Source organism: Photobacterium sp. GJ3, from assembly GCF_018199995.1.
Classification (GTDB): Bacteria; Pseudomonadota; Gammaproteobacteria; order Enterobacterales; family Vibrionaceae; genus Photobacterium.
Map to the genome: position 1 here is coordinate 857,623 of NZ_CP073578.1, position 22,457 is coordinate 880,079.

Genomic DNA, 22,457 nt, shown 5'->3' on the forward strand with positions numbered 1-22,457 from the left:
GGGTTAAGAGTAGTCCGTTTTGAATCATTTTATTGTTTCCAAAGTATGAAGAAAGCGCGCCGGGTGAAAATAGTGATGTGAAAATAGTTGAAGGCAGAAATGTTAAGACAAGCTTTTCATCAAATAAAACACTGATTCAGACCCCTGAATTGCACCAATTCTGTGAGGGGGGAGAGGAAAAGGGGGCTGAGAGAAAAATACAGATTGCTCAATAGTATAGGGTCAGCTTGCCAGTGTTTTCATGCCTCTGCTGTGAAGCCAGCCAAAGCGATCGAAGTTTGTGAGCAGTGTGGTGTCACTTTTGAGACGGGATGAGCAATTGACTTTCACTATTTTTACCTGAGAGGGGCTGAAGATTAGGTATTCCCTTAGGGTGACAAGCATGAAAAAACGAATGGTAGGGTTCGTGTGGTGTGTGGCGGTCGTCTTGCTTTCTGGCTGCAGTGGCACACGCCATGAGCAACTGGCGGAATTGGGGTTTGCAAGAAACTATCTTGATGGGTATCAGGATGGCTGCGATAGCAGAAAAGAACAGGCCACCACATTTTACAATGGCTTCCGGCAGGATCCGGAACGCATGCAAAAAGAATCCAAATACGCGAATGGCTGGAATGATGGTTATGAACAATGCTATGCCAGCAACCAGACATATCATTGAGCAGAGTGAAGGCAGGAAAAGTGAGCAGGGCAGTGTCAGGCTGCCCTGTCCGGTTTACGGATTCTGTTGATAGAAGCGCTTCAATTCGTGCAGGACCTGCATCAGTGTCGACAGCTTGGGTTTACCGTCATCTTTCATTTTGTAGTCAGGGTCGTACACGGTGTAGTTGCCGTATCTGTCGACAATGGTCGTACTTTCCGGCTGTACGACAACAATATCTGAAGTGTCTCCTGCCAGCACCCAGCGGCGTTTACTGCTGTTATCAAACAGGCTGATCCCACTGCTGTAAAACTCCGGAACCGTGGTGGTACTCAACAAGGTTTCCATTAAGGTTGGAACGATATCCAGATGGCTGGTAGCCCGCGTGATTTGTGCTGCCTGACTGCCCGGCCAATGGATGATGAGCGGAACTTTGAGCTGATACTGGCTGTAGTTGGTCCCGGAACCCCACGAATTCGTGCCGGTTTCGTTAAACTCCATCCCATGGTTTGCTGTAATCACGACAATGGTGTTGTTCAGTAAATTTCGCTCAATGAGGCTGTCGAAAATTTGAATCAGTTGCTCATCAACGTAATAAGCGGCATTCCGGTACGTATTTTTCAGCAGTTCTGCCGGTGAGGCATTCGTTTGATGATTCTTGACTGATTCATCGGCAGACGTCGTCAGTGATGGCTGAAATTGAGCCGAGTGATTTTCGCCGGTTTCTTCGTAGTTTTGTACGTCAGTCAGTTCAAGGTAACCAAACCATGGATTGCCTGCGGTTTGTTTGCTTAACCAGCTTTGCATGTCTGCAATCGCAGCCTGATCGCCCGTTTCGTCACGGGCTAATTCAGCGGCCAGGCTCAATTGTGCTTGTGTGAAAACAGTTTGCTGATAAATCGGGTCTGCAAATCCGGATCCACTGAACAGGCCAAACCGGTAACCCCGCTTGTGTAGGGTATCCAGTAACACGGGCTGATTATGTTCTGCCCGGATACTGTTACTGTAAGCGCCGGGCAGTCCATAGAAGAGTCCGAACGTCCCCAGTGTGCTGTCATTGCCTGTGCTGTAATGATTGGCAAAATTCAGGTTCTGATGCGCAAACGCATTGAGATAAGGCATGGTTTCCGCATTGACCATGTCGCTGCGTAGGCCATCGACCATAATCACCAGCAGGTTTTGTCCGGTGCCTTTGTCGCTGAAAGAAAGCGGCTTGAGCGGATAACGGATGTTTTCACTGTTCTCAACACCTTGTTCTTCACGCAGACGGGTATATTCCTGCCGATCCAGCAGACCGTGGCGCTCCATGAAGGTTTTGGCAGTCATGGGGTAAGACAGCGGGAAATTTGAACGCTGTGCCGTGACCGGGCGGTAGAGATTGGCATCCGCCCAGATGTAAATCAGGTGACTGGCCAGAAAACACAGGCCGAAGACCGCAGCAATCGGCACGCCAACATGTTTGCGGGTCAGTTTGCGTAGCTTGCGCCATAACCATTCAGACAGGAATAACTGCAGCAGAAAAATAGCGGGTACCACGATGAAGAGGTACTGCCATTTTGCATTGAGATCGGTCCGTTCACCACTGAGCAGTAAATCCCAGACCAGTGGGCTGATGTGGAGTTCCAGGCTCTCATAAGCGTGCGTATCCAGCAGCAGCACGGTTTGGCCGATTGTTCCTACCAGTACCGCAAACAGGCGCATCAAGCGCTGAGAGGGGATCAGAAAACTGGCAGGAAACAGGATCAGGATATAGAAGCCAAAGACCAGAAATCCAAAATGGCCGACCCAGCTCAGGCCAAGATACAACTGCCCCATCAGGGTTTCCGGCCAGTCCGAATGGATGATGTACCGGGTGCCTAACAGCATGGCGGCGATGATATTGAAAAAACTGAACCAGTGTCCCCAGCTGATCAACTGAGACACGGTTTCTTTGTAGTTGTTTCCGCTGGCGACCATAGACCTGTGTTCTTCTTCTCTGATGCTGGTTTAATCTTTTTTGATTGAGGTCAGCAGAGCTTGGGCGAATTTTTCAGCAATGGCTTCACGCTGTGAAGCTGGAACATCTGCATTGATGACATTTGTGGCAACATTTCCGACAATCATCAGGGCTAATTCTGCGGATGCACCGTGTTTTTCAAATACTTCGAACACATCATCCAGGATTTGTTCCACTTTTTCATTGCTGTATTTTGATGTAATTGGCATATCAGGTCTTGTTTTAAGGTGAAGAAAGCGACTTATAATACCCTACACTTTAGATTTACTGAAAAACTTTTCCATTATGAGTCTCACGCTTTCTAACGTCATCCTGCATCAGTTCTTGAAAAATGAACAAGATGAACTCTCCGTTCAGCTCCGGGAGCAGGAACTGGAGCATAACCCGAACACAACGGAACTCGTTGCCGAGTTACACCGTGTCTACAGCAGCAAAGGGGCCAAAGGTTTTGGCCGGTTTGCTGAAGACAGTGAATTTGGCTACTGGCTGAAACAGTGCCGCCAGGGCGAGCTGGATTTCCTGTCATTTTCTAATCAGGCTGCGCAGCGCCTGCAGGCCGAGCTGATCAAGTATCCGTTTGCTGACGCCGGTACATTGGTACTTGCCCAGTATCAGTCACTGGCGACCGATTATCTGTTTATTGGCTTGCTGCCAACGTGTCACAGTATGAAGGTCACCGACCAACTTGATATTAGCGCAACAGACTATCTGGATGTCAGCAAGATGGAAATTGTTGCCCGCATTGATTTGTCATCGTGGGAGACGGATCCCGAATGCAATCGCTATCTGACTTTTATCAAAGGCCGGGTTGGCCGAAAGGTGGCCGATTTCTTCCTTGATTTTCTGCAGGCGGAAGTGGGGCTGGACGTCAAAGTTCAGAATCAGGTCCTGATGCAGGCTGTCGAGGATTTCTGTGCGGATTCACGCATGGATAAAGAGGAAAAACAGCAATATCGCAAACAGGTTTACGATTACTGTAACGGTCAGCTGCAGTCTGGTGAAGAGGTGGCGGTTAAGGAACTCGCGGGTGAATTGCCACCTTCAGACGAGGGCGTCGATTTTTATCAGTTCACCTCCAATCAGGGGTATGAGCTGGAAGAAACGTTCCCTGCAGACCGCACAGCGATGCGCAAGCTCACCAAATTTGTGGGGTCAGGGGGCGGATTAACCATCAACTTTGACAGCATGTTACTGGGCGAGCGAATTTTCTACGATGCGGAAACCGATACTCTGACGATCAAAGGTACACCGCCGAACTTGAAAGATCAGCTCAATCGCCGGTTAAACAGCGATAACTAAGTGGTTCGGGCAGCAAGCAAAAGATTGTGCGCTGCCCGATTTGAAGCTGTCAATTATTGAGGTTTTATCAATCTTCCCACCTGTGTTTGACGCTGATTCAGTTTGTTCCTGCTGTTTCCTGTTCTCTGCTCTATTTCCTTACCTATTCTTGATGTGATGTTTCTGGTCGCGGGCTAACTTCTGAAGGGGGTTGTGTCTGATTTTTCAATCTTGAGTCCTTTTACCTGTTAAGCGTGCAAAAAATGAAGGTTACTGGCTGGTTTTGATGTGTTCTATTCAAGGTAAGGTGGAAAAAATGCCGTCAATGAGAAAGTGGAGAAATCAGATTGAAATCGCTTTAAATCTGGCATCAACAGCGAGTTGTTCTGCATCCAATTAGCTAAATACTCTAAAAATCTCAAAGATGCCCTGATGCCAGGCTGTGTAAACACTTTGACATAGGTTAGTTTTGGCATTTTGTTGCGTTAGGGGGGGCTTTGCTTTATGGTATTTAACAATCTTCGTTTCATAGCAACCCCGGGTCACTTGAGTGAATCGGTTGCTGTGAGAGTGGCTTTTTCATGTGATTGAATTGTATGCCGCTGTCAGTGAGTCACTGATGGCCTTTCTTTGACCTGAAGCATGCATGTGGCTTTTCTCCGTCCCTTTTAGGAGGTGCCCAATCATGTCAACAAGGAGTGTAGCAAACTATGATGAAAGTTGGTTTGATCGGTTGGCGAGGCATGGTCGGTTCCGTGCTGATGCAACGTATGGTGGAAGAGAAAGATTTTGACCATATTGAACCTGTTTTCTTTTCGACCTCTCAGGTAGGTATTCCTGCGCCGAACTTCGGGAAAGATGCGGGTGTTCTTCATGATGCGTTTGATATCGATGCGCTGAAGAAACTGGATGCCATCATTACCTGTCAGGGGGGAGCTATACCGAGAAAGTTTATCCTGCTCTGCGTCAGGCAGGCTGGAAAGGGTATTGGATTGATGCTGCATCTACATTGCGTATGGATGAGCAGGCCATCATCACGCTTGATCCGGTCAACTTTGATCAGATTCAGCAGGGTATCCATTCTGGCGTTCGTTCATTTGCCGGTGGTAACTGTACCGTCAGCCTGATGCTGATGGCTGTGGGTGGCTTATTCCAGGCGGGTCTGGTTGAGTGGATGACCTCTCAAACGTATCAGGCCGCTTCCGGTGCTGGTGCGAAAAACATGCGTGAGCTGATCAGCCAGATGGGCGTGATCAACGACTGCGTGACTAGTGAACTGGCGAATCCGGCAACTTCTATTCTGGATATCGACCGTAAAGTGGCGCAGACCATGCGCTCTGCAGATTTCCCGGCGTCTGAATTTGGCGTACCGCTGGCTGGCTCACTGATCCCTTGGATTGATGTGAAGCGTGAAAACGGTCAGAGCAAAGAAGAGTGGAAAGGTGGTGTCGAAACCAACAAGATTCTGGCAACGGGCAACAATCCGATTGCGATCGATGGCACTTGTGTGCGTATTGGTGCGATGCGTTGTCACAGTCAGGCACTGACCCTGAAGCTGAAGAAAAATGTTCCGCTGGATGAAATCGAAGGCATCATTGCGTCTCACAACGACTGGGTCAAAGTGATTCCAAACGAGCGTGATATCACGATGCAAGAGTTGTCTCCGACGAAAGTGACCGGGACTTTGTCTGTACCGGTTGGCCGTTTGCGTAAGCTGGCGATGGGCGATGACTACCTGAATGCTTTCACTGTGGGTGATCAGCTGCTTTGGGGTGCCGCAGAGCCGCTGCGCCGTACACTGCGTATCATCCTGGCTGAAAAAGCTTAAGTTTCTTGTGTCGCAGGGAGTGGGGCTGCCTGCGAAAAACAGAAACGTGAATCGAAGAAGGCCCGCACAATTGTGCGGGCCTTTTGCTTGGAATCACTTGCAAACTGTCTTAGGCAGCCAGGTTCTTCGCAACGAATTCCCAGTTTACCAGTGCCCAGAAACCATTCATGTAGTCTGGACGCAGGTTACGGTAATCGATGTAGTAAGCGTGCTCCCACAGGTCAACAGTCAGCAGTGGCGTTACGCCAGCTTCAGTCAGTGGGGTGCCTGCGTTCGAGGTGTTCACGATGTCCAGAGAACCGTCCGCTTTCTTCACCAGCCAGGTCCATGAAGAACCAAAGTTGTTGATTGCAGAATCCGTAAATTTCGCTTTGAAATCTGCGAAAGAACCGAAAGCTTTCACGATTGCATCTGCAACTTCGCCAGTTGGCTCACCGCCGCCGTTCGGGCTCAGGCAGTGCCAGTAGAAGGTGTGGTTCCAGATCTGAGCTGCGTTGTTGAATACACCGCCAGTTGACGTTTTGATGATCTCTTCCAGAGATTTATCAGCGAACTCAGTCCCTTCGATCAGACCGTTCAGTTTCACAACATAAGTGTTGTGGTGCTTACCGTGGTGATATTCCAGCGTTTCTTGAGAGATGTGTGGCTCAAGTGCATTTTTCTCGTACGGTAGAGCAGGTAGTTCGAATGCCATTACTCGATTCTCCATATTGATGGTGTGGGCGGACCCACGACATTGCTTCCGTTGGTAGGATTGACACCTACCTCACTTCAAACTGTCTGTTATTGTATACAAGCGATGGGCTTGCGTGTTTTCAAATTATTTTAGCAAGTTTTTTCTTTATTAAAAGTACCCTGAACGAAAAAGCTTGGCTTCGGGCTGCTGTGGCTGAATCGGGTTCAGAAAACATTCAGATAAGTATACCCAAGTCCCTTCAGGATGCCTGATTGGGTCAGTGTGATCTGACCCGCCGTTGCAGTTCCGGGTTAGAAGGGAGTGCTGGTGAAAGTTTGACTTCCGTCTTAACCACACTGGGATTAGGCGTTTTTTTCCTTGGCGTGACAAAGTAGAATGTGGGTATCACACTTATTAAAGCGCAAAAGTCGTTAGAGGAAGCTATGGAAACCATCGACAAAATCAAACAACAGATCACTGAAAACCCAATTCTGTTGTACATGAAAGGATCACCAAAACTGCCAAGCTGCGGTTTTTCTTCTCAGGCTTCTCAGGCACTGATGGCTTGTGGCGAAAAGTTTGCTTACGTTGATATCCTGCAAAACCCGGATATCCGTGCTGAACTGCCTATCTACGCACAATGGCCAACATTCCCGCAATTGTGGGTAGAAGGTGAGCTGGTTGGTGGTTGTGACATCATTCTGGAAATGTTCCAGAAAGGTGAATTGCAGCCATTGATTAAAGAAGCGGCCGGGCGTCGTGACAGCGCAGAAGCGTCTGAATAATGGATTGCTGAGCGAAAAAAGACCCCGCAGATGCGGGGTCTTTTTGTTTTCGTGGTTTATAACACCATGGATGCCAGCCAGCCAAAGGCAATCAGCGGCAGGTTATAGTGGACAAAGGTCGGGACCACAGTATCCCAGACGTGTTCATGCTGACCATCGGCGTTTAATCCGGCGGTGGGTCCCAGTGTTGAATCGGACGCTGGTGAACCGGCGTCACCCAGTGCCGCAGCAGTGCCAACCAATGCAACAGTTGCCAGCGGTGAGAAACCAAAGCTCAGGCACAGCGGTACATAAATGGTTGCCAGAATCGGAATCGTCGAGAAGGATGAGCCGATCCCCATGGTCACCAGCAGGCCAACGATCAGCATCAGCAGGGCCGCCAGACCTTTATTATCGCCAATGGCATGAGACAGCGAACTGACCAGAGTTTCGACACCCCCGGTTGCTTTCATCACAGAGGCAAAACCGGCGGCTGCAATCATGATGAAGCCAATCATGGCCATCATGTGGACGCCTTTGGTGAATACATCGTGGGTATCTTTCCATTTGATGACGCCAGCAATGGTAAACACCATGAAACCGGCCAACCCACCAATGATCATCGACCCACTGTACAGCTGCACACCCAATGCGGCCACAATCGCTCCGGCGGCGACATAAACATGCTGCATGTTGATTTCAGCATGTTCCGGTTCATTGGCCAGAATTAGTTCTTCTGAATACTCGCGTGGCTTGCGGTAGCTGACAAAGGTTGCCAGAAGTAAACCAAACAGCATGCCTGCAGCCGGCAGAATCATGGCATAAGGCACCTGACTGGCGGCGACATCCAAGCCATTGTCATGCAGGTTTTTCAGCAGGATATTGTTCAGGAAAATGCCACCAAAACCGACCGGCAGCACCATGTAAGGCGTCACCAGACCAAATGTCAGCACACAGGCAATCAGGCGGCGGTCAAGTTTCAGTTTGGCGAACACATGCAGCAAAGGGGGAATCACAATCGGGATAAATGCAATGTGGACCGGAATCGCGTTCTGCGACGAAATCGACAGCAGCAACAGAATGGTCAGGACGGAGTATTTCACGCCGGTCGCTGCTGCCGCATTATGGTGGCCACTGATGCGTTTGATGACTTTTTGTGCCAGTACATCTGTGATCCCGGAGCGGGAGATCGCCACGGCGAACGTCCCCAGCATGGCATAACTTAATGCTGTGGTTGCGCCGCCACCCAAGCCACCTTCAAAGGCGCCAATGGTGTCGGTCAGGGAGAGCCCTCCGACCAGGCCGCCGAGGATGGCACTGAAGGTCAGCGCGACCACGACGTTGACCCGCATCAGCGCCAGCACCAGCATGACGCAGACGGAAATAACGACAGGATTCATAAAACTACTTCCATTTTGAATTCGTGTGATTGCATTGATGAATAATCATGCGATTCAAGCTAAAACGAGCAAGCCGTCTAGTTTGCTGAAATTTTCATACATGTCGAGAAGAAATTGTGCTCAAGGTAGAGTTTTTCACCTAAGATGACCAGGCAGGAGAGTGGAAGGGACTTGAATGTCTGGTGTTGGCATGAAAATCTGTGGTGATACAGGCTGCGAACTTTAGGTGTCCTATTCATTTTTCATGCAGAAACAAAAAGAAAGGCCAGCAATGCTGGCCTTAGTGTTTCTCTCATGATGTATGTGTGATCAATTGTTGAGTACAGTGCCATCATTGTTCAGTAAAGAACTGATTTGAGCCCGCATATTGATACCCGTTGCATCTGATTCCAACAAAGAACTATGAGTCCCTGCATCAAACAACACAGCACTTCGAACGATTTCACCATTTACATGTGTTGAAGTTGAAAGGCTCAGGGTTTGCAGTAACGGCAGGGTGCCGCCAAACGGAGAATATGGCAGTGGGATGTTATCTGTACCGTTGACTGTAGCGCCGGGTATGAGCTGATTTGGAATTGTTTGATCATCTTTCACTTGGCTCAGGTAAACCGGTAAATCCGCCGAGACCTGCAGTGAAGTGTTAATCGGGTCGACGGTATCCAGCACCCCTTGTGCAACATAAGCGAATAGGCTGAACTGGCCGTACGCAGTTGCTAGCGTCCCTTCTGGATCTCCTGCGCCGACCAGATTTGCTTCAAATGCCTCGAAACAGGCTTTAGGATCGCTCAGAGACTGACTGGCACAGAACTGCTGGAATTCTGGGGTGGATGCGAGGAGCAGTTGACCTTTGATAGAATTGCCAAACGTACCTGACTGAAGTAACAGGTGAGGAATCCCCGCTCCCGGATTCGCCAGCGCGACTTTATCGATCGCGAAAGCTGCATCACCGGCAGGGTCGTTCAGAGTTCGGTTCGCGGCATCAGCGACATTGATCCCGGTGATCGCACCTAATGAGTGACCGACGAAGCCGACTTTGCTTTGTGGATTGAGGCGCGCCAGCGGACCCATTTCAATAATTGTTGCTGTATCTCCCTGAAGAATCGCTGTCCCCAGTTTTTTAAACGCCAATGCAATTCCTGCACGCAGGTTGAGTACATCGATGGTGCTCTGGCGCAGGTTATCCCGTGCGACCGTGAGGGCTGCCAGGTTCAGGTATAGTGCTGGGTTCCCATCCGGACCTGAAGCACTACCGACACCCGGAATGCCACGATCGCCATGCAGTGGGTGATCAATGGCGAAGATCGCATGACACTCAGTGCCAATGAGACTATCGGCTAAGGCCTCGACTGTCGCCTTTGTCGATGTAATACCGTGTTGATAGATGGAAACAGGACTTGAGCCTGTTGGGCAGGTCGTCGTATTTGCCGGTAAGACAAGCGTATATTCAACGGTATCGACTGCTTTCAGTTTTGGCACAGGGCTAAAACGTGTAATCAGTCGTTCTTCATCCAGTTGCGTGCCATCAGCCAGGGTTAACGTTGACCCCGTAAGCGCCTGCAGCACTCTGACCTGAGTTTCAGGATCGGTTTTCACGGCAGATAAATCTTCTGTCGTGATTTGCAGTGCCGCCAATTGCTGAACAATCGCGGCTTTGTCGGCATCAGAGCCATTGTTCAGGACGTAACTGATTTTCGCCAGGCTTGGCATACCGCTTTGCCAAGGCGTATTACTGAATTTAGTGGGATCTTTTTCCAGGAAGTACGGCAGTTTGATGGTTCCGGTGTAGATTGGATTGCCACCTGGTATGGTGGTACCACTATCAGTTGGCACGCTCATCTTGAACAGGTCTTGCAGATCACTCTGGCTGATGCCATCAGCAATGGCGCTGCCTTGCCAGATATTCTCGGCACCAACATTTAACGCGAGCGCTGAAGCGGATTTTGCAGCATAGAGCACTTCGCCAACCGAGGCGGTGGTGAACCAGCTGGAGAAAATAATTTTATTTTTCGGTGCGCCTGCAACAGCCGCCAGTGTGCTTTCTACAGCTTGCGTGATGGCCTGAGGTTTCGCCAGTTGTGCGTCTGGCACTTGACCGACACTCTTCAAGACAGCATAAGAGTTGGACAGGCCGACAGGGTTACCTTTGCTGTCTTTCAGATCACTGGTGACCGCAAACATATAGTTGCTGGCCGGATCTAAAGGCTTTGTCAGGATCACGGTCAGTGTGGTTCCGGAAGCTGTCACGATGAAATCGCCATTCTCTGCCGACAAGACTTTCGGTGTGGTTGTATCTGCAGGGTTGGTCGGATCACCAGACTGAATCAGATAGAAGCTGTCTGCTGCGGTTTCTGCGGCCAGATCGTTCCCGGTAAAGTTAATGTTGATGGGTTGAGTGGTACTCCAGCCGTCTGTCTGGCCCCAGGCGTAGGCCGGGTCACTGATATTCGCCACTTGAGCGCTGCTTTCAGTCGCGATGGTACCATCATCAAGATCCATCGCAATAAAGCTTGGTGTAATGACCTTTTTGTCAGCCGAGAGCAGATCAAACTCGATTTTGGTTTCGGCATTCAGGCTGCTTTTGATATCCGGATCGATGGTTGGTGTACCACTCAGGCCTTTCTCATCCCCACAACCGTATAGTGCAAAGCTGGAAGCAACCAGCAGGGCTAGTAATTTCTTGTTCATTGTATTCCCCTAAAATTCTGTTCGACGGTGATAACTGGCTTAGAAACGGTAATTGGCCTGGGCTGCACTGATAATCGCGCCGCCGCTGGACTCAAAGTTCTGCCCTTCTTCAGAGAACGAAATCTCTTCTGCAATGAGGTAAGCCAGACCGATGTCTAAGGATAAATCCGCGTTGAAGTTATAGGTTGCGCCTGCAGAGAACCAGTTTCGGTCCGTATCCGGAATACTTAGCGTTGGTTTGCCGGCCTGCTCATCAAAGGCGTAGCCGCCACGGATGGTCCATTGCGGGTTGACTTTATAGGTGGCACCAATCGCATAGCGGAATGTGTCGTCATAATCTTCTTCTTTCAGCAGGCAGAGTCCGGCGTTGCCGTTAAAACCCGGGTTACACTGATTGCTGGTTGCGCGCAGTTCTTCAAACTTGCTGTACTGTGTCCACTGAACGCTGTAGTGCACTGCCCACTGGTTATCGAGCTGATGAAAGCCAGAGAATTCAGCAATCGCGGGTAAAACAACGGTCAGATCACCCGGCACCGTATTATTGGGAATCCCGGTAATACGGCCTGTGAAATCGGTAAAGTCCCCTTCAAAGTCGAGGTCCGTTTGCGAGCGGTAACTCAAACCGAAGCGGTTGTCGTCATTCAGCTCATAGAGAGCGCCAATGTTCCAGCCAAAGCCCCAGGTGTCACCTTCCATTTTAATGGTTTTGTCACTGGGTTCTGCACCCGGTACCGCAAGAGCAAGATCACCAAAATGGCGGTTGAGTTCTGCGGTGGCAAAGATGGCACTGATACCGGCGCCCAAGCTGAGTTGCTCGTTAACACGATACGCAATACTTGGGTTGAAGTTTACGGTAATGAGTGAGGTTTCACCCGCCAGAGATCCCGCATGGAAATTAGGATCGTAGTCTGTTGTTACCCCGTAGTTTGAGAAGACGCCCAAACCAAAGGCGAGTTTGTCATTGATTGGCTGGATGTAATATCCGGCAGGTACAACACCAATGGGGGCGACGTCTTTCGCGATTTGATCGCGGTCGACGCTATCCACATCAATCGACGGGTCCACAACGCTGATTGCGCCGGAGAGCGTCCGCTGTTTAAACAGAATCGATGCTGCAGGGTTGCGGGCCAGAACAGATGCGTTATCTGCGATGGCTGCTTCACCGGCAAAAGCTCGGCCTAATCCGCTGGCTGAGTGTTCTGCGACCTGGAAACCAGCACTCTGAGCCTGGAGGGACGTCAGCGCGGCTGCCACGGCGAGTGCGGTTACATGAATTTTTTTGGACATTATGCTGCCTCTCTTGTTGTTAATTTTATAGGTACGCGTTGCGTGCTTCTATCCATGAAGGAAGGTGAATCTGCTTATATGACTGGAGTATAAGGATTCGAAAACCCAATGTTAACCATATGTAACAAGCTGTTTGCGGGTTAAACTGCGGTTTTGCACAGTGTATTATTTAAGTTTGTTTTAAACAATTGTTTAAGATTGGGTGTCGGATTGTTTATGAATGACAGAAAAGGCCCAGCAATGCTGGGACTTTGGTAAGAGGTCTGATGAGTGTTGGTGCTTGTTTGCTAACTCTCGATTTCTTCATCTGTTTGAAGTGCAGCGACAGGCCATCCGCCTAATTTTTTCCATTTGTTAACGATCTCACAAAATAATTCTGCGGTTCGTTCTGTATCATAGAGCGCGGAATGGGCTTCTTTATTATTAAACGGAATACCAGCAGCTTCGCAAGCTTTTGCTAGGACAGTTTGCCCCCATGCCAAACCGCTTAAAGCTGCCGTATCAAAGGTTGCAAACGGATGGAAAGGGATGCGTTTCAGGTTCGCTCGCTCAGATGCCGCCATGACAAAGCTGTGATCGAAATTGGCATTGTGGGCCACCATAATTGCGCGCGAGCAGCCTTCGGCTTTTTGCTCTTTACGAATGACTTTGTAGATCTCTTTCAACGCTTCTTCTTCGGTCACGGCACCACGCAACGGGCTGAAGGGGTCTTTGATCCCATTGAAATCTAACGCTTCCTGATGAATGACTGCACCTTCAAAAGGGGTGATGTGGAAGTGCAGAGTTGTGGCTGGTTTCAGCCATCCTTCTTCATCCATTGTCAGTGTCACCGCACAGATCTCCAGCAGAGCATCTGTACCGGCATTGAATCCGGCCGTTTCGACATCGACGACCACAGGGAAGAAACCACGAAAGCGACTTTTCAGGGTATGTTGTGTGTTTTCTTGGCTCATGAGATTGCTGCTGATAAAAATGAAGCCAGCATTATGTCAGATCTGGAAATTAAGCTAAACCCTCATCCTCAGGCGCGAATACATTGATACAGAGCCATAAAGCGAAAACTGAATTAAAGATTTTGCGCGAAAATCCGATACAATATTGAGTTCTTGCAAGTAGGTTTGACCGGATGAAAAAAATGACGTTGCCATTAAAGCTGGGGGCTTTGACTTTCTCACTGCTGAGTGTCTGCTCACAGGCATGGGCCGGAAAGTACTATGTTGCGACCCCGGCAGAATCGGCCTGGAAGATGGCAACAGCGACGCCATTGGAATGTCAGCTTCAGCATGACATCCCGCATTTTGGTCAGGCGTCCTTTACCTCCCGTGCCAGTAAAAAAATCAATCTGGATTTTGAACTGAGTATGCGTCGTCCTTTGGGCCAGACAAGCAATGTTACGCTGGTCTCGATGCCGCCTCGCTGGCGACCGGGTGAAGCTGCAGAGCCGCTGGCAAAACTGAAGTTTTTCAAGCAGTTCGATGGTTATGTGGGCGGGCAAATGGCCTGGACCATGCTGTCTGAACTGGAAGAAGGTAAAATTCCGACATTCAGCTACGCCGACTGGCAGCACCGCAGCGAGCGTGTCAACGTTGGTTTGTCTGCGGTGGCATTCAGTGCGGGGTACAGTGCCTTCAGTACCTGTCTTGCCAATTTGCTGCCGTACAACTTTGAAGATATTTCCTTCACTGTGCTGCATTATGACAAAAACAGCGATGAGCTGAATAAAGCGTCCCGGAAACGACTGGCGCAGATCGCGGATTTCATTAAATACAGCGAAGATATCGACCTGGTGCTGGTGGCCACTTACAGCGACTCATCAGGCGGAAAAAATACCAATCAGGTGCTCTCTGAACGTCGAGCCGAGAAACTGGAAGATTACTTTGTGTCACTGGGGTTACCGAAAGACCGTATTCAGGTCCAGGGATTCGGTGAGCGTCGCCCGATCGCAGACAACAGCACCCCGATCGGACGAAACAAAAACCGTCGGGTGGTCATTTCGATGGGACGCAGTTCCAGCATTCTGTAACATGAACAGGGCCTGCGACCCATGCCGACGTTGTCGGGTGGGTGCAGGCGTTCCACTCACTGTAAACGGAAGCGGGCGATGAGTTCGCACTGATTCGAGGTGGTGATATGTGCCACTTGCTGGGCCACCCGAGGGTTTGGATGCCGCTTGAGGAAATCAATCAATGCGGACTTACAGCAGCCCAATGAACTGATGAAGGCTTCACATTCACGGTGAGGGCATTGCGGAATCAGCGCCATGATCTGTTCCGAAGCCAGCTGCAAATATTTGAGTTCGTAGTCTTTATCTCCCTGCTTACGCCAGAAGCTCGCCATGTTATGGCAGGCAGTGACCTTAATTGCCAGTAACTCTTCCAGCTCATCCTGGGTCCCTTCAATGGCTTCCAGTTGCTGCGATTCGGCCAGTGCGAGCTGGTAATGAATCACAGACATCATCGGCTTCTCGGCTTTTTCAGCTTCAGCGGCCAGTAAGGTATGCATTTCCCACCGTGACACGTTCATTGTGTTTCCTCCTGTTACTGTTGGAGCGTCTCCAGGTAGTTTTGTTCTACCTGCTCCCAATCGACCACATGCCACCAGGCATCAATGTATTCAGGGCGTTTGTTCTGATACGACAGATAATAGGCATGTTCCCAGACATCCAGCGCCAGAATAGGCGTCCCGCGTTTTTCGACCACATCCATAAGCGGGTTGTCCTGATTTCCCGTGGTGGAGATCTCTAGTCTGCCATCGACCACAGACAGCCAGATAAAGCCGGAACCAAAATGGGTGGCAGCCGCTTCGGAGAATGCAGCCTGAAAATCATCAAAGCTGCCAAAGTGGCAGCGAATGGCTTCCGCCAGCAATCCGCCCGGTTGGCCGCCACCATTCGGTGACATGCAAATCCAATACAGGTTGTGGTTATAGAAACCGCCCCCGTGGTTGCGAACCGCAGGGTTGAGCTCTGAAACCCGTGAAAAGATTGCTTCAAAGCTTTGTTCTGCCAGCGGTGTTCCCTGAATTGCACTGATGAACTTGTCGAAATAGGTTCTGTGGTGACGGCTGTAATGCACTTCCATCGTTTTGGCGTCGATGTAAGGTTCGAGTGCATCGTATGCATAGGGCAGGGCCGGGAATTGAAATGACATGGGCTGTCCTCCTTTTATGAAAGATCTAAATAGTAATGAGATCGTTTATCATTATCAATAAGTTTAAGTCTGAATGCGCTGAGATCTCAACATTGAAGCTGAGAGGGATGCAAAAAACGCTAGATTGATAAAAGCGAAGGTGAAACAGACAAAAAATCTATCGAGAAAAAGCGTGGTGTGCATATGAAATGGCAACTGATGGCTATGGCAATGATTCTTTCAGTCACTTCCGCTGTTGCAGAAGAAAAAAATATCACCAACAGTGGATTGGAGATGCTGAAAGAAGAAATTGCTGCAGCAACTCAGGCTCAGTTAGTGACGAAAGAGCAAGCTGAAGAAATGGGACTGAACAAAGCTGCAACCTATGAAGTGTTCAGTACGGTGAGTGCGGATAATCTCACGGCAAACGTGCTGGAAAAACTGAAAGCGTCGAAAATGCCATACTACTCTGTTGAGGTGATGGAACCTGGCAACGAATCAGAGAATTATCGGGCCGAAGTCATTGAGTATTTTGGCAAGGTGGAATAACCAGCGGGTGTAACAGAACGTTGGATTGTGGGCAGGCATCCTGCCCACACGCTTTCAGGCCTCGCGCTGGATCAATTCAATCTGATAACCGTCCGGATCCCGGACAAACGCGATATGTGTGGTCCCGCCTTTCACCGGACCCGGTTCACGTGTCACGTTTCCGCCCGCTTGCTTGATGGCGTCACAGGTGGCGTAAATATCTTCAACGCCAATGGCAATGTGCCCAAACGCGGTGCCCATATCGTATTCTGAGGTGCCCCAGTTATAGGTCAGCTCAATGACAGCGCCTTCCGACTCATCAGCATATCCCACGAAAGCCAGTGTATACTGATAGGCTTCGTTTTCTGATTGTCTCAGCAGCTTCATGCCCATCACGTCTGTATAGAATGCGATTGAACGGTCCAGATCGCCAACCCGGAGCATCGTGTGTAAAATTTGTCCGTTAGCCATGTCTGTCTCCTCTGGTTTATTCGTTCGGATAAACTTTCTCTTTGAATTCACAAAGATCTTCAATAATGCAGCTGCCACAACGGGGTTTTCGGGCAACACAGGTATAACGACCGTGCAGGATCAGCCAATGATGCACGTCGACTTTAAATTCTTTGGGCACCACTTTCAGAAGTTTTTGTTCCACTTCGTCGACATTCTTGCCCATAGCAAACTTGGTGCGATTCGACACCCGGAAAATATGGGTATCAACAGCAATTGTCGGCCAGCCAAAGGCGGTATTGAGAACAACATTTGCGGTTTTCCGGCCAACGCCCGGCAAGGCTTCCAGTGCTTCACGGTTTTCAGGGACTTCACCGCCGTGTTGCTCCACCAGAATCCGGCAGGTTTTGATGACGTTCTCAGCTTTAGAGTTAAACAAGCCGATGGTTTTAATATATTCCTTCACGCCTTCGACACCCAGAGCCAGGATGGTTTCAGGCGTGTTGGCGACCGGATATAGTTTGTCGGTCGCTTTGTTGACACTGACATCAGTTGCCTGCGCTGAGAGCAGCACGGCAATCAGGAGTTCAAAGGGGGTGCTCCAGTTGAGCTCTGTTTCCGGATGTGGGTTTTCGGCCCGCAATCGCTCAAGGATTTGAACGCGTTTCTGGTTATTCATGCTCGCTTCCTTCGTTCAGCAAGGCAGGTTCCGGCAGTTGAGTCTGTAGGGATGCCGGAAACCTGTGTCTGAATCTATGTCTGCGGTGATCGCAAGACAACAACATTTAATTCGCGGAGGTAATTCGCACCCGCTCGATTTCTGGCTTCTGCTCGGCGACTTTGGTTTTTTCTGCACGCTTCTTGTCGATGATGTTTTTCAGCGCGATCAGAAAACCGACGCCGATGAACGCCCCCGGCGGCAGCATGGCCAGCAGGAAATTATTGTCGGTACTGAAGACTTCGATTCGCAGCACGGCAGCCCAGTCGCCCAGCAGCCGGTCTGCGCCATCAAACAGGGTGCCATTCCCCAGAATCTCCCGGCCAGCCCCCAGAACAACCAACACCGCTGTCATGCCCAATCCCATCCAGAGACCATCTATCACGGCGGGCATCGGGGCATTTTTAGAGGCAAATGATTCGGCCCGGCCAATGATGATGCAATTGGTGACGATGAGGGGAATAAAAATCCCCAGCGACAGGAACAGCCCGTAGGTGTAGGCATTCATCAGTAACTGGACACAGGTCACCAGGGCCGCGATGATCATGACAAAAATGGGAATCCGAACTTCGCTGGGCACCCATTCCCGAATCAGCGAGACAATCAGGTTTGACCCGACCAGAACCATAGTGGTGGCAATGCCAAGTCCCAGTGCGTTGGTGACTGTGGCTGAAACCGCCAGCAGCGGACATAACCCCAGTAACTGAACAATCGCCGGGTTGTTGTGCCAGAGGCCATTGGCCATTAACTCTTTATTTTGCGCAGAACTCATGAGGCTCAGACTCCTTCGCAGTTTGCGGGTTGTGTGAACAGGGATTCCCCATGCGCATCAAAGTAGAGGGACACACGTTTGACCGCATTCACCACGGCGCGCGGCGTAATTGTCGCCCCGGTGAACTGGTCGAAGTCTCCTCCGTCTTTACGGACCGCCCAGCGGGGATCTTTTTCTCCGTTGAGTTTTCGGCCGGTAAAGCTGTCAATCCAGCGGGTGATCCGGGTATCAATTTTGTCGCCGAGCCCAGGTGTTTCCTGATGGGCCAACACACGAACCCCTGTCACTGTTCCTGTCATATCCAGGCCCACGATGATTTTGATCGCCCCGTTGTAGCCATCGGGTGCGATGGCTTCAATGGCAACGCCACTGGGCTGATCTGCCTGAGTCGCCAGATAGGCAGGCATGGGCTCACTGGTTCCCAGGTGTTCCTGATCCTGAATCAGGGTGCAGTGTTTATAAAGCTCATTATCATGGTTGTCTTTCGGGATGACCTGATTCAGCACCTGAAGCAGTTGTTTTTGTTCCTGCTCCTGAATCCGGGAAGCCGTGACTTGATGCGTCAGAGCAACCAGTGCCGTTGCCAGCAGGGCTGACAGTGCCAAAATGCCCCCGTTTTTTTGCATATTCTTCAGTATCATGGCTGCTCCTAGGAATGACCGTAAGTGCGCGGACGAGTATAGTAGTCAATCAGCGGGACACACATGTTTGCCAGCAATACGCTGAACGCCACACCATCCGGAAAACCACCGAAGGTGCGGATCAGGTATGTCAGAATTCCGATCATGGCGCCAAAAATGAGCCGGCCCTTGGTCGTGGTCGAAGCCGAGACCGGATCGGTGGCAATGAAAAATGCGCCCAGCATGGTGGCACCGGAAAGCAGATGAACCATGGGTGATGCGGTGCCGTCCGGGCTGATGAGATAGCCCAGGCTGCTGATTACAAAGAGCGATGCCAGCATGGCAACCGGGATCTGCCATTGGATGATTCGCAGCTTAAGCAGTATCAGGCCGCCAATCAGGAATCCAAGGTTCACCCAAGTCCAGCCAACGCCAGCCAGTCCGCTGAAAACAGGGCTGTCCATGGCTTCAGTGGCCGTAAATCCGGCTTTCATTGCGGTTTTGATGGTATCCAGTGGTGTGGCCATGGTGACGCCATCAATTCCGTTCCGGAGCTGGTGGACGCTGAAACCATCTGTGGTAAAGCCGGTAAAAATAACCTGAAGGCTTTCCATGAGCGTGACCGGATGTTCACTGATGGCCGCGGGCGGCAGCCAGGACGTCATGGGCACCGGGAAAGAGATCAGCAGCACCACATAAGCCACCATCGCCGGGTTGAACAGATTTTGCCCCAGACCACCGTACAGATGTTTGGCGATGACAATGGCAAAAAAGATCCCAATGACGGTGATCCACCAGGGCGCCAGCGGGGGAATGGATAAGCCAAGCAATACGCCGGTCAGCAGGGCGCTGTTGTCACGGACCTGACGAACCCTGCGTTTTCGGAGTACCAGTACCGCAGATTCTGCGATGATGGCCAGGCTGCCTGCGAACAAGACCTGAACAAGAACGCCCCAACCGAAAAAGTAACATTGCGCAGCAAAGCCAAGAGCACAACACAAAAGGACGTTGCGCATGATGTCATGGGTGCTGCGACGACTGTGCGCGTGGGGAGAACTGGCAATATTAAAAGCCACGGTTAGCTATCCTCGTCTGTTTTGTGTTGATTGTCAGCGTTTTTACTGGCGGCTTCCTGTGCCGCTTTCCGGGCTTTCGCGCGGGCAATGGCCGCAGCGACAGCTGCTTTCTTGGGATCGGCTGGCGCTTGCGTTTTTTCAGAAGGTTCTGGCTGATCGTCCGCAGATGCCTCTTCGGGTGCAGCCTGCTCCTCAGCCGCTTTGGCCGCTTTTCTTGCTTTCGCGCGCGCAATTGCGGCAGCCACGGCGGCTTTTTTGGGATCCGCATCGTCCTGCTTGTCTGCTGATGTGACGGATTGGGATTCAGCCTGCGCATTTTCAGCGTCCGTGTTATCTCCGGCAGCTTGCGCGGCTTTTCTTGCCTTAGCGCGGGCAATCGCTGCCGCGACAGCCGCTTTCTTGGGATCGGCTGGCGCTTGCGTTGTTTCAGAAGGCGTTGGCTGAACGTCCGCAGATGCCTCTTCGGGTGCAGCCTGCGCCTCAGCCGCTTTGGCCGCTTTTCTTGCTTTCGCGCGCGCAATTGCGGCAGCTACGGCGGCTTTTTTGGGATCCGCAGCGTCTTGCTTGTCTGCTGATGCGACGGAGTGGGATTCAGCCGGGGCCTGTTCAGCGTTCGTATTTTCTCCGGCCGCTTGCGCTGCTTTTTTCGCTTTGGCGCGGGCAATCGCGGCAGCCACGGCGGCTTTTTTGGGATCCGCAGCGTCCTGCTTGTCTGCTGATGCGACGGAGTGGGATTCAGCCGGGGCCTGTTCAGCGTCCGTGTTTTCTCCGGCCGCTTGCGCTGCTTTTTTCGCTTTGGCGCGGGCAATTGCAGCAGCAACGGCGGCTTTTTTCTCATCTGCCGAGGCTGGGGTTTCAGAAGGTTCAGCTTTTGCAGCGGCAGCTTTCTCGGCTTTTCGTGCTCTGGCTTCTTGCTTGCGTTGTTCGCGCAGTTTGGCCATCTCGCTGTTATCTGGTGTGATGGCTTCTCCGGAATCACCAGATTGCGCTTCTGCCATGGCTGCTGCCTGCTTGGCTTTTGCTTTCGCGATGGCGGCCGCAACCGCTGGCTTCACTTCAGTACTTGCAGCATCCGCTTCTTTTTTCGCTTTCACACGAGCGATGGCTGCGGCAACAGCATCATCGCCACCCTTGGCCGCCATCTCTTTCTGACGCTGGTCTGCGGCTTTCTTGAAGCGCTGCTCCCGTTCTTCTTTTTCGCGCTCCATTCGTGCTTTTTTCGCTTCAAAACGAAGTTTAGCGCGGTCTGCACTCAGCTCATCTTGCTTGCGGTGACGAATCTCTGCCTTGGCCTGACGATAATAATGAACCAGTGGAATTTCACTTGGGCAAACATAAGCGCAGGCACCACATTCGATACAATCGAACAGGTTGTATTCTTCACACTTGTCATAATCGCCATCTTTGGCGTACCACTGAAGTTGCTGAGGCAGCAGCGATACCGGGCAAGCTTCGGCACAGGCGGTGCAGCGGATACAGGACATTTCGTCGTTCGGTGACGTCAGCTCTTTGCGGCTGGGTGCCAAAACACAGTTGGCTGTTTTGGTGATGGGCACTTCAGTGTGGGGCAAGGTAAAGCCCATCATCGGGCCGCCCATAATGACACGGGGCAGTTTCTTATCGATTGTGTAACCAAAGCGGTTCAGGAGAAACTGAACGGGTGTGCCCAGCAAAGCCCAGGTGTTGCCAGGGGTTTTCACGGCCTGGCCTGTAACGGTGACCACGCGCTGAATCAAGGGTTCGCCGTCAATCACGGCGCGTTTGATTGCGTGTGCTGTCCCGATGTTCTGCATCATGATGCCAATATCGGCCGGAATTCCTTGTGTCGGAACTTCCCGGCCGGTAAGAATTTTGATCAGCTGTTTTTCGCCGCCGGAAGGATACTTGGTCGGGATGACCCGAATGAATATTCCATCCTGCTCGGTGACGGCTGCTTTGAGGGCTTGGATGGCTTCCGGTTTATTGTCTTCAATCCCGATGACGGTCATTGTCGGCTGCAGGATATGGCTGATGATCCGGATGCCCTGCACGATGTCTTCCGCATGGTCTTGCATCAGACGATCGTCCGCCGTGATGTAAGGTTCGCATTCAGCGGCATTGATGATGAGCAGATCCGTTTTACCCAGCGCACTCTGGAGCTTACGGGCGGTCGGGAAACCAGCCCCTCCCATGCCGGAGATGCCACAACTGCGGATATGATCAATCAGATCAGCCGGCTCCATCTGGCGATAATCTGCAACCGGGTGTTTGTCGCCCCAGCGATCTTCGCCGTCGGGCGCAATGATGATACAGCGATCGGACAGGCCAGACGGGTGGGCGATGGTGCGGGATTCAATCGCACGGATCACACCGGAGGTTGGGGCGTGTACAGGCACACTCAGGGCGACATCGGTTTGGGTCAACACCTGGCCTTTGAGCACTTTGTCGCCCGCTTTGACAGACAGGCTGCCCACAGCCCCTAAATGTTGCTTCAGTGGGATGACCAGTTCGTCAGGCAGTAAAGCTTCCGCGATTGTCTGTTGATTCGACTGGTTTTTTTGTTCCGGCGGATGGATCCCCCCGGAAAATCCCAAAGTTTTCCCAGTTTCAGTTGTTCGATGATAGACAGCATGAC

General features: G+C 51.0%; 19 protein-coding genes and 2 pseudogenes. 6 read left to right on the forward strand and 15 right to left on the reverse strand.

Annotation, left to right across the window (positions count from 1 at the left end):
• Window positions 1-382: 382 nt before the first annotated feature.
• On the forward strand, window positions 383-658 hold the full coding sequence (locus KDD30_RS03865) for a hypothetical protein (protein ID WP_211647480.1): 276 nt from the start codon (window positions 383-385) through the stop codon (window positions 656-658).
• A gap of 54 nt (window positions 659-712) precedes the next feature.
• Here the strand turns inward: KDD30_RS03865 and KDD30_RS03870 are convergent, their stop codons facing one another.
• Window positions 713-2,593: a DUF3413 domain-containing protein gene (locus KDD30_RS03870; protein ID WP_211647481.1), complete on the reverse strand. Its 1,881-nt coding sequence runs from the start codon at window positions 2,591-2,593 to the stop codon at window positions 713-715.
• Between the two features lie 30 nt (window positions 2,594-2,623).
• The gene (locus tag KDD30_RS03875) at window positions 2,624-2,842 is read right to left on the reverse strand and encodes a YejL family protein (RefSeq protein WP_211647482.1); all 219 of its coding nucleotides are present in this window, start codon (window positions 2,840-2,842) and stop codon (window positions 2,624-2,626) included.
• A 76-nt stretch (window positions 2,843-2,918) separates the two neighbouring features.
• Here KDD30_RS03875 and yejK point away from each other — a divergent pair, with 76 nt between their 5' ends.
• Window positions 2,919-3,932: a nucleoid-associated protein YejK gene (yejK, locus tag KDD30_RS03880; RefSeq protein ID WP_211647483.1), complete on the forward strand. Its 1,014-nt coding sequence runs from the start codon at window positions 2,919-2,921 to the stop codon at window positions 3,930-3,932.
• Window positions 3,933-4,624: 692 nt separating this feature from the next.
• Window positions 4,625-5,739 (forward strand): annotated as a pseudogene (gene asd, locus KDD30_RS03885) (aspartate-semialdehyde dehydrogenase).
• 109 nt (window positions 5,740-5,848) lie between these two features.
• Here asd and sodB read toward each other — a convergent pair.
• Window positions 5,849-6,433 (reverse strand): superoxide dismutase [Fe], encoded by a 585-nt coding sequence (gene sodB, locus KDD30_RS03890; RefSeq protein WP_211647484.1) that lies wholly within the window; start codon window positions 6,431-6,433, stop codon window positions 5,849-5,851.
• 425 nt (window positions 6,434-6,858) lie between these two features.
• Between sodB and KDD30_RS03895 the strand changes: the two genes are divergently transcribed.
• A complete protein-coding gene (locus KDD30_RS03895) occupies window positions 6,859-7,200 on the forward strand; it encodes a Grx4 family monothiol glutaredoxin (protein WP_211647485.1) in 342 nt (113 codons plus the stop codon).
• A gap of 56 nt (window positions 7,201-7,256) precedes the next feature.
• Here KDD30_RS03895 and KDD30_RS03900 read toward each other — a convergent pair whose 3' ends face one another.
• The 4 genes from KDD30_RS03900 to rnt form a co-directional block, all read right to left on the reverse strand.
• The gene (locus KDD30_RS03900; RefSeq protein ID WP_211647486.1) at window positions 7,257-8,579 is read right to left on the reverse strand and encodes a Na+/H+ antiporter family protein; all 1,323 of its coding nucleotides are present in this window, start codon (window positions 8,577-8,579) and stop codon (window positions 7,257-7,259) included.
• Window positions 8,580-8,888: 309 nt separating this feature from the next.
• On the reverse strand, window positions 8,889-11,264 hold the full coding sequence (locus KDD30_RS03905; protein ID WP_211647487.1) for a VolA/Pla-1 family phospholipase: 2,376 nt from the start codon (window positions 11,262-11,264) through the stop codon (window positions 8,889-8,891).
• 39 nt (window positions 11,265-11,303) lie between these two features.
• Window positions 11,304-12,551, reverse strand: coding sequence for a porin (locus KDD30_RS03910; RefSeq protein ID WP_211647488.1), 1,248 nt, complete (start codon window positions 12,549-12,551; stop codon window positions 11,304-11,306).
• 287 nt (window positions 12,552-12,838) lie between these two features.
• Complete coding sequence (gene rnt / locus KDD30_RS03915; RefSeq protein ID WP_211647489.1) at window positions 12,839-13,504, reverse strand: ribonuclease T; 666 nt, start codon at window positions 13,502-13,504, stop codon at window positions 12,839-12,841.
• Between the two features lie 182 nt (window positions 13,505-13,686).
• On the opposite strand from rnt, the gene KDD30_RS03920 reads away from it, so the two are divergent.
• A complete protein-coding gene (locus tag KDD30_RS03920) occupies window positions 13,687-14,574 on the forward strand; it encodes an OmpA family protein (RefSeq protein WP_371826079.1) in 888 nt (295 codons plus the stop codon).
• A gap of 56 nt (window positions 14,575-14,630) precedes the next feature.
• On the opposite strand, the gene KDD30_RS03925 is transcribed toward KDD30_RS03920, so the two are convergent.
• Together KDD30_RS03925 and KDD30_RS03930 are read right to left on the reverse strand one after the other, a co-directional pair.
• A complete protein-coding gene (locus KDD30_RS03925; RefSeq protein ID WP_211647491.1) occupies window positions 14,631-15,074 on the reverse strand; it encodes a DUF2753 family protein in 444 nt (147 codons plus the stop codon).
• A 14-nt stretch (window positions 15,075-15,088) separates the two neighbouring features.
• On the reverse strand, window positions 15,089-15,700 hold the full coding sequence (locus tag KDD30_RS03930; protein WP_211647492.1) for a superoxide dismutase: 612 nt from the start codon (window positions 15,698-15,700) through the stop codon (window positions 15,089-15,091).
• A 183-nt stretch (window positions 15,701-15,883) separates the two neighbouring features.
• Between KDD30_RS03930 and KDD30_RS03935 the strand changes: the two genes are divergently transcribed.
• Window positions 15,884-16,228, forward strand: coding sequence for a hypothetical protein (locus KDD30_RS03935; protein ID WP_249199189.1), 345 nt, complete (start codon window positions 15,884-15,886; stop codon window positions 16,226-16,228).
• Between the two features lie 54 nt (window positions 16,229-16,282).
• Here KDD30_RS03935 and gloA read toward each other — a convergent pair whose 3' ends face one another.
• From gloA to rsxC, 6 genes and pseudogenes are all read right to left on the reverse strand, one after another.
• On the reverse strand, window positions 16,283-16,678 hold the full coding sequence (gene gloA / locus KDD30_RS03940; protein ID WP_211647493.1) for a lactoylglutathione lyase: 396 nt from the start codon (window positions 16,676-16,678) through the stop codon (window positions 16,283-16,285).
• Window positions 16,679-16,694: 16 nt separating this feature from the next.
• On the reverse strand, window positions 16,695-17,336 hold the full coding sequence (nth, locus tag KDD30_RS03945; protein WP_211647494.1) for an endonuclease III: 642 nt from the start codon (window positions 17,334-17,336) through the stop codon (window positions 16,695-16,697).
• Between the two features lie 106 nt (window positions 17,337-17,442).
• Window positions 17,443-18,147: an electron transport complex subunit E gene (locus KDD30_RS03950; RefSeq protein ID WP_211647495.1), complete on the reverse strand. Its 705-nt coding sequence runs from the start codon at window positions 18,145-18,147 to the stop codon at window positions 17,443-17,445.
• 5 nt (window positions 18,148-18,152) lie between these two features.
• The gene (rsxG, locus tag KDD30_RS03955) at window positions 18,153-18,785 is read right to left on the reverse strand and encodes an electron transport complex subunit RsxG (protein WP_211649517.1); all 633 of its coding nucleotides are present in this window, start codon (window positions 18,783-18,785) and stop codon (window positions 18,153-18,155) included.
• A gap of 11 nt (window positions 18,786-18,796) precedes the next feature.
• Complete coding sequence (gene rsxD / locus KDD30_RS03960) at window positions 18,797-19,843, reverse strand: electron transport complex subunit RsxD (protein WP_211647496.1); 1,047 nt, start codon at window positions 19,841-19,843, stop codon at window positions 18,797-18,799.
• 2 nt (window positions 19,844-19,845) lie between these two features.
• Window positions 19,846-22,454, reverse strand: a pseudogene (gene rsxC / locus KDD30_RS03965) (electron transport complex subunit RsxC).
• Window positions 22,455-22,457: the final 3 nt, after the last annotated feature.

What these genes read in the sequence shown, in the direction of transcription:
- KDD30_RS03865 (WP_211647480.1), top strand. Translation starts at nt 383, where the DNA reads ATGAAAAAACGAATGGTAGGGTTCGTGTGGTGTGTGGCGGTCGTCTTG.
- KDD30_RS03870 (WP_211647481.1), bottom strand. Translation starts at nt 2,593, where the DNA reads ATGGTCGCCAGCGGAAACAACTACAAAGAAACCGTGTCTCAGTTGATC.
- KDD30_RS03875 (WP_211647482.1), bottom strand. Translation starts at nt 2,842, where the DNA reads ATGCCAATTACATCAAAATACAGCAATGAAAAAGTGGAACAAATCCTG.
- yejK (WP_211647483.1), top strand. Translation starts at nt 2,919, where the DNA reads ATGAGTCTCACGCTTTCTAACGTCATCCTGCATCAGTTCTTGAAAAAT.
- sodB (WP_211647484.1), bottom strand. Translation starts at nt 6,433, where the DNA reads ATGGCATTCGAACTACCTGCTCTACCGTACGAGAAAAATGCACTTGAG.
- KDD30_RS03895 (WP_211647485.1), top strand. Translation starts at nt 6,859, where the DNA reads ATGGAAACCATCGACAAAATCAAACAACAGATCACTGAAAACCCAATT.
- KDD30_RS03900 (WP_211647486.1), bottom strand. Translation starts at nt 8,579, where the DNA reads ATGAATCCTGTCGTTATTTCCGTCTGCGTCATGCTGGTGCTGGCGCTG.
- KDD30_RS03905 (WP_211647487.1), bottom strand. Translation starts at nt 11,264, where the DNA reads ATGAACAAGAAATTACTAGCCCTGCTGGTTGCTTCCAGCTTTGCACTA.
- KDD30_RS03910 (WP_211647488.1), bottom strand. Translation starts at nt 12,551, where the DNA reads ATGTCCAAAAAAATTCATGTAACCGCACTCGCCGTGGCAGCCGCGCTG.
- rnt (WP_211647489.1), bottom strand. Translation starts at nt 13,504, where the DNA reads ATGAGCCAAGAAAACACACAACATACCCTGAAAAGTCGCTTTCGTGGT.
- KDD30_RS03920 (WP_371826079.1), top strand. Translation starts at nt 13,687, where the DNA reads ATGACGTTGCCATTAAAGCTGGGGGCTTTGACTTTCTCACTGCTGAGT.
- KDD30_RS03925 (WP_211647491.1), bottom strand. Translation starts at nt 15,074, where the DNA reads ATGAACGTGTCACGGTGGGAAATGCATACCTTACTGGCCGCTGAAGCT.
- KDD30_RS03930 (WP_211647492.1), bottom strand. Translation starts at nt 15,700, where the DNA reads ATGTCATTTCAATTCCCGGCCCTGCCCTATGCATACGATGCACTCGAA.
- KDD30_RS03935 (WP_249199189.1), top strand. Translation starts at nt 15,884, where the DNA reads ATGAAATGGCAACTGATGGCTATGGCAATGATTCTTTCAGTCACTTCC.
- gloA (WP_211647493.1), bottom strand. Translation starts at nt 16,678, where the DNA reads ATGGCTAACGGACAAATTTTACACACGATGCTCCGGGTTGGCGATCTG.
- nth (WP_211647494.1), bottom strand. Translation starts at nt 17,336, where the DNA reads ATGAATAACCAGAAACGCGTTCAAATCCTTGAGCGATTGCGGGCCGAA.
- KDD30_RS03950 (WP_211647495.1), bottom strand. Translation starts at nt 18,147, where the DNA reads ATGAGTTCTGCGCAAAATAAAGAGTTAATGGCCAATGGCCTCTGGCAC.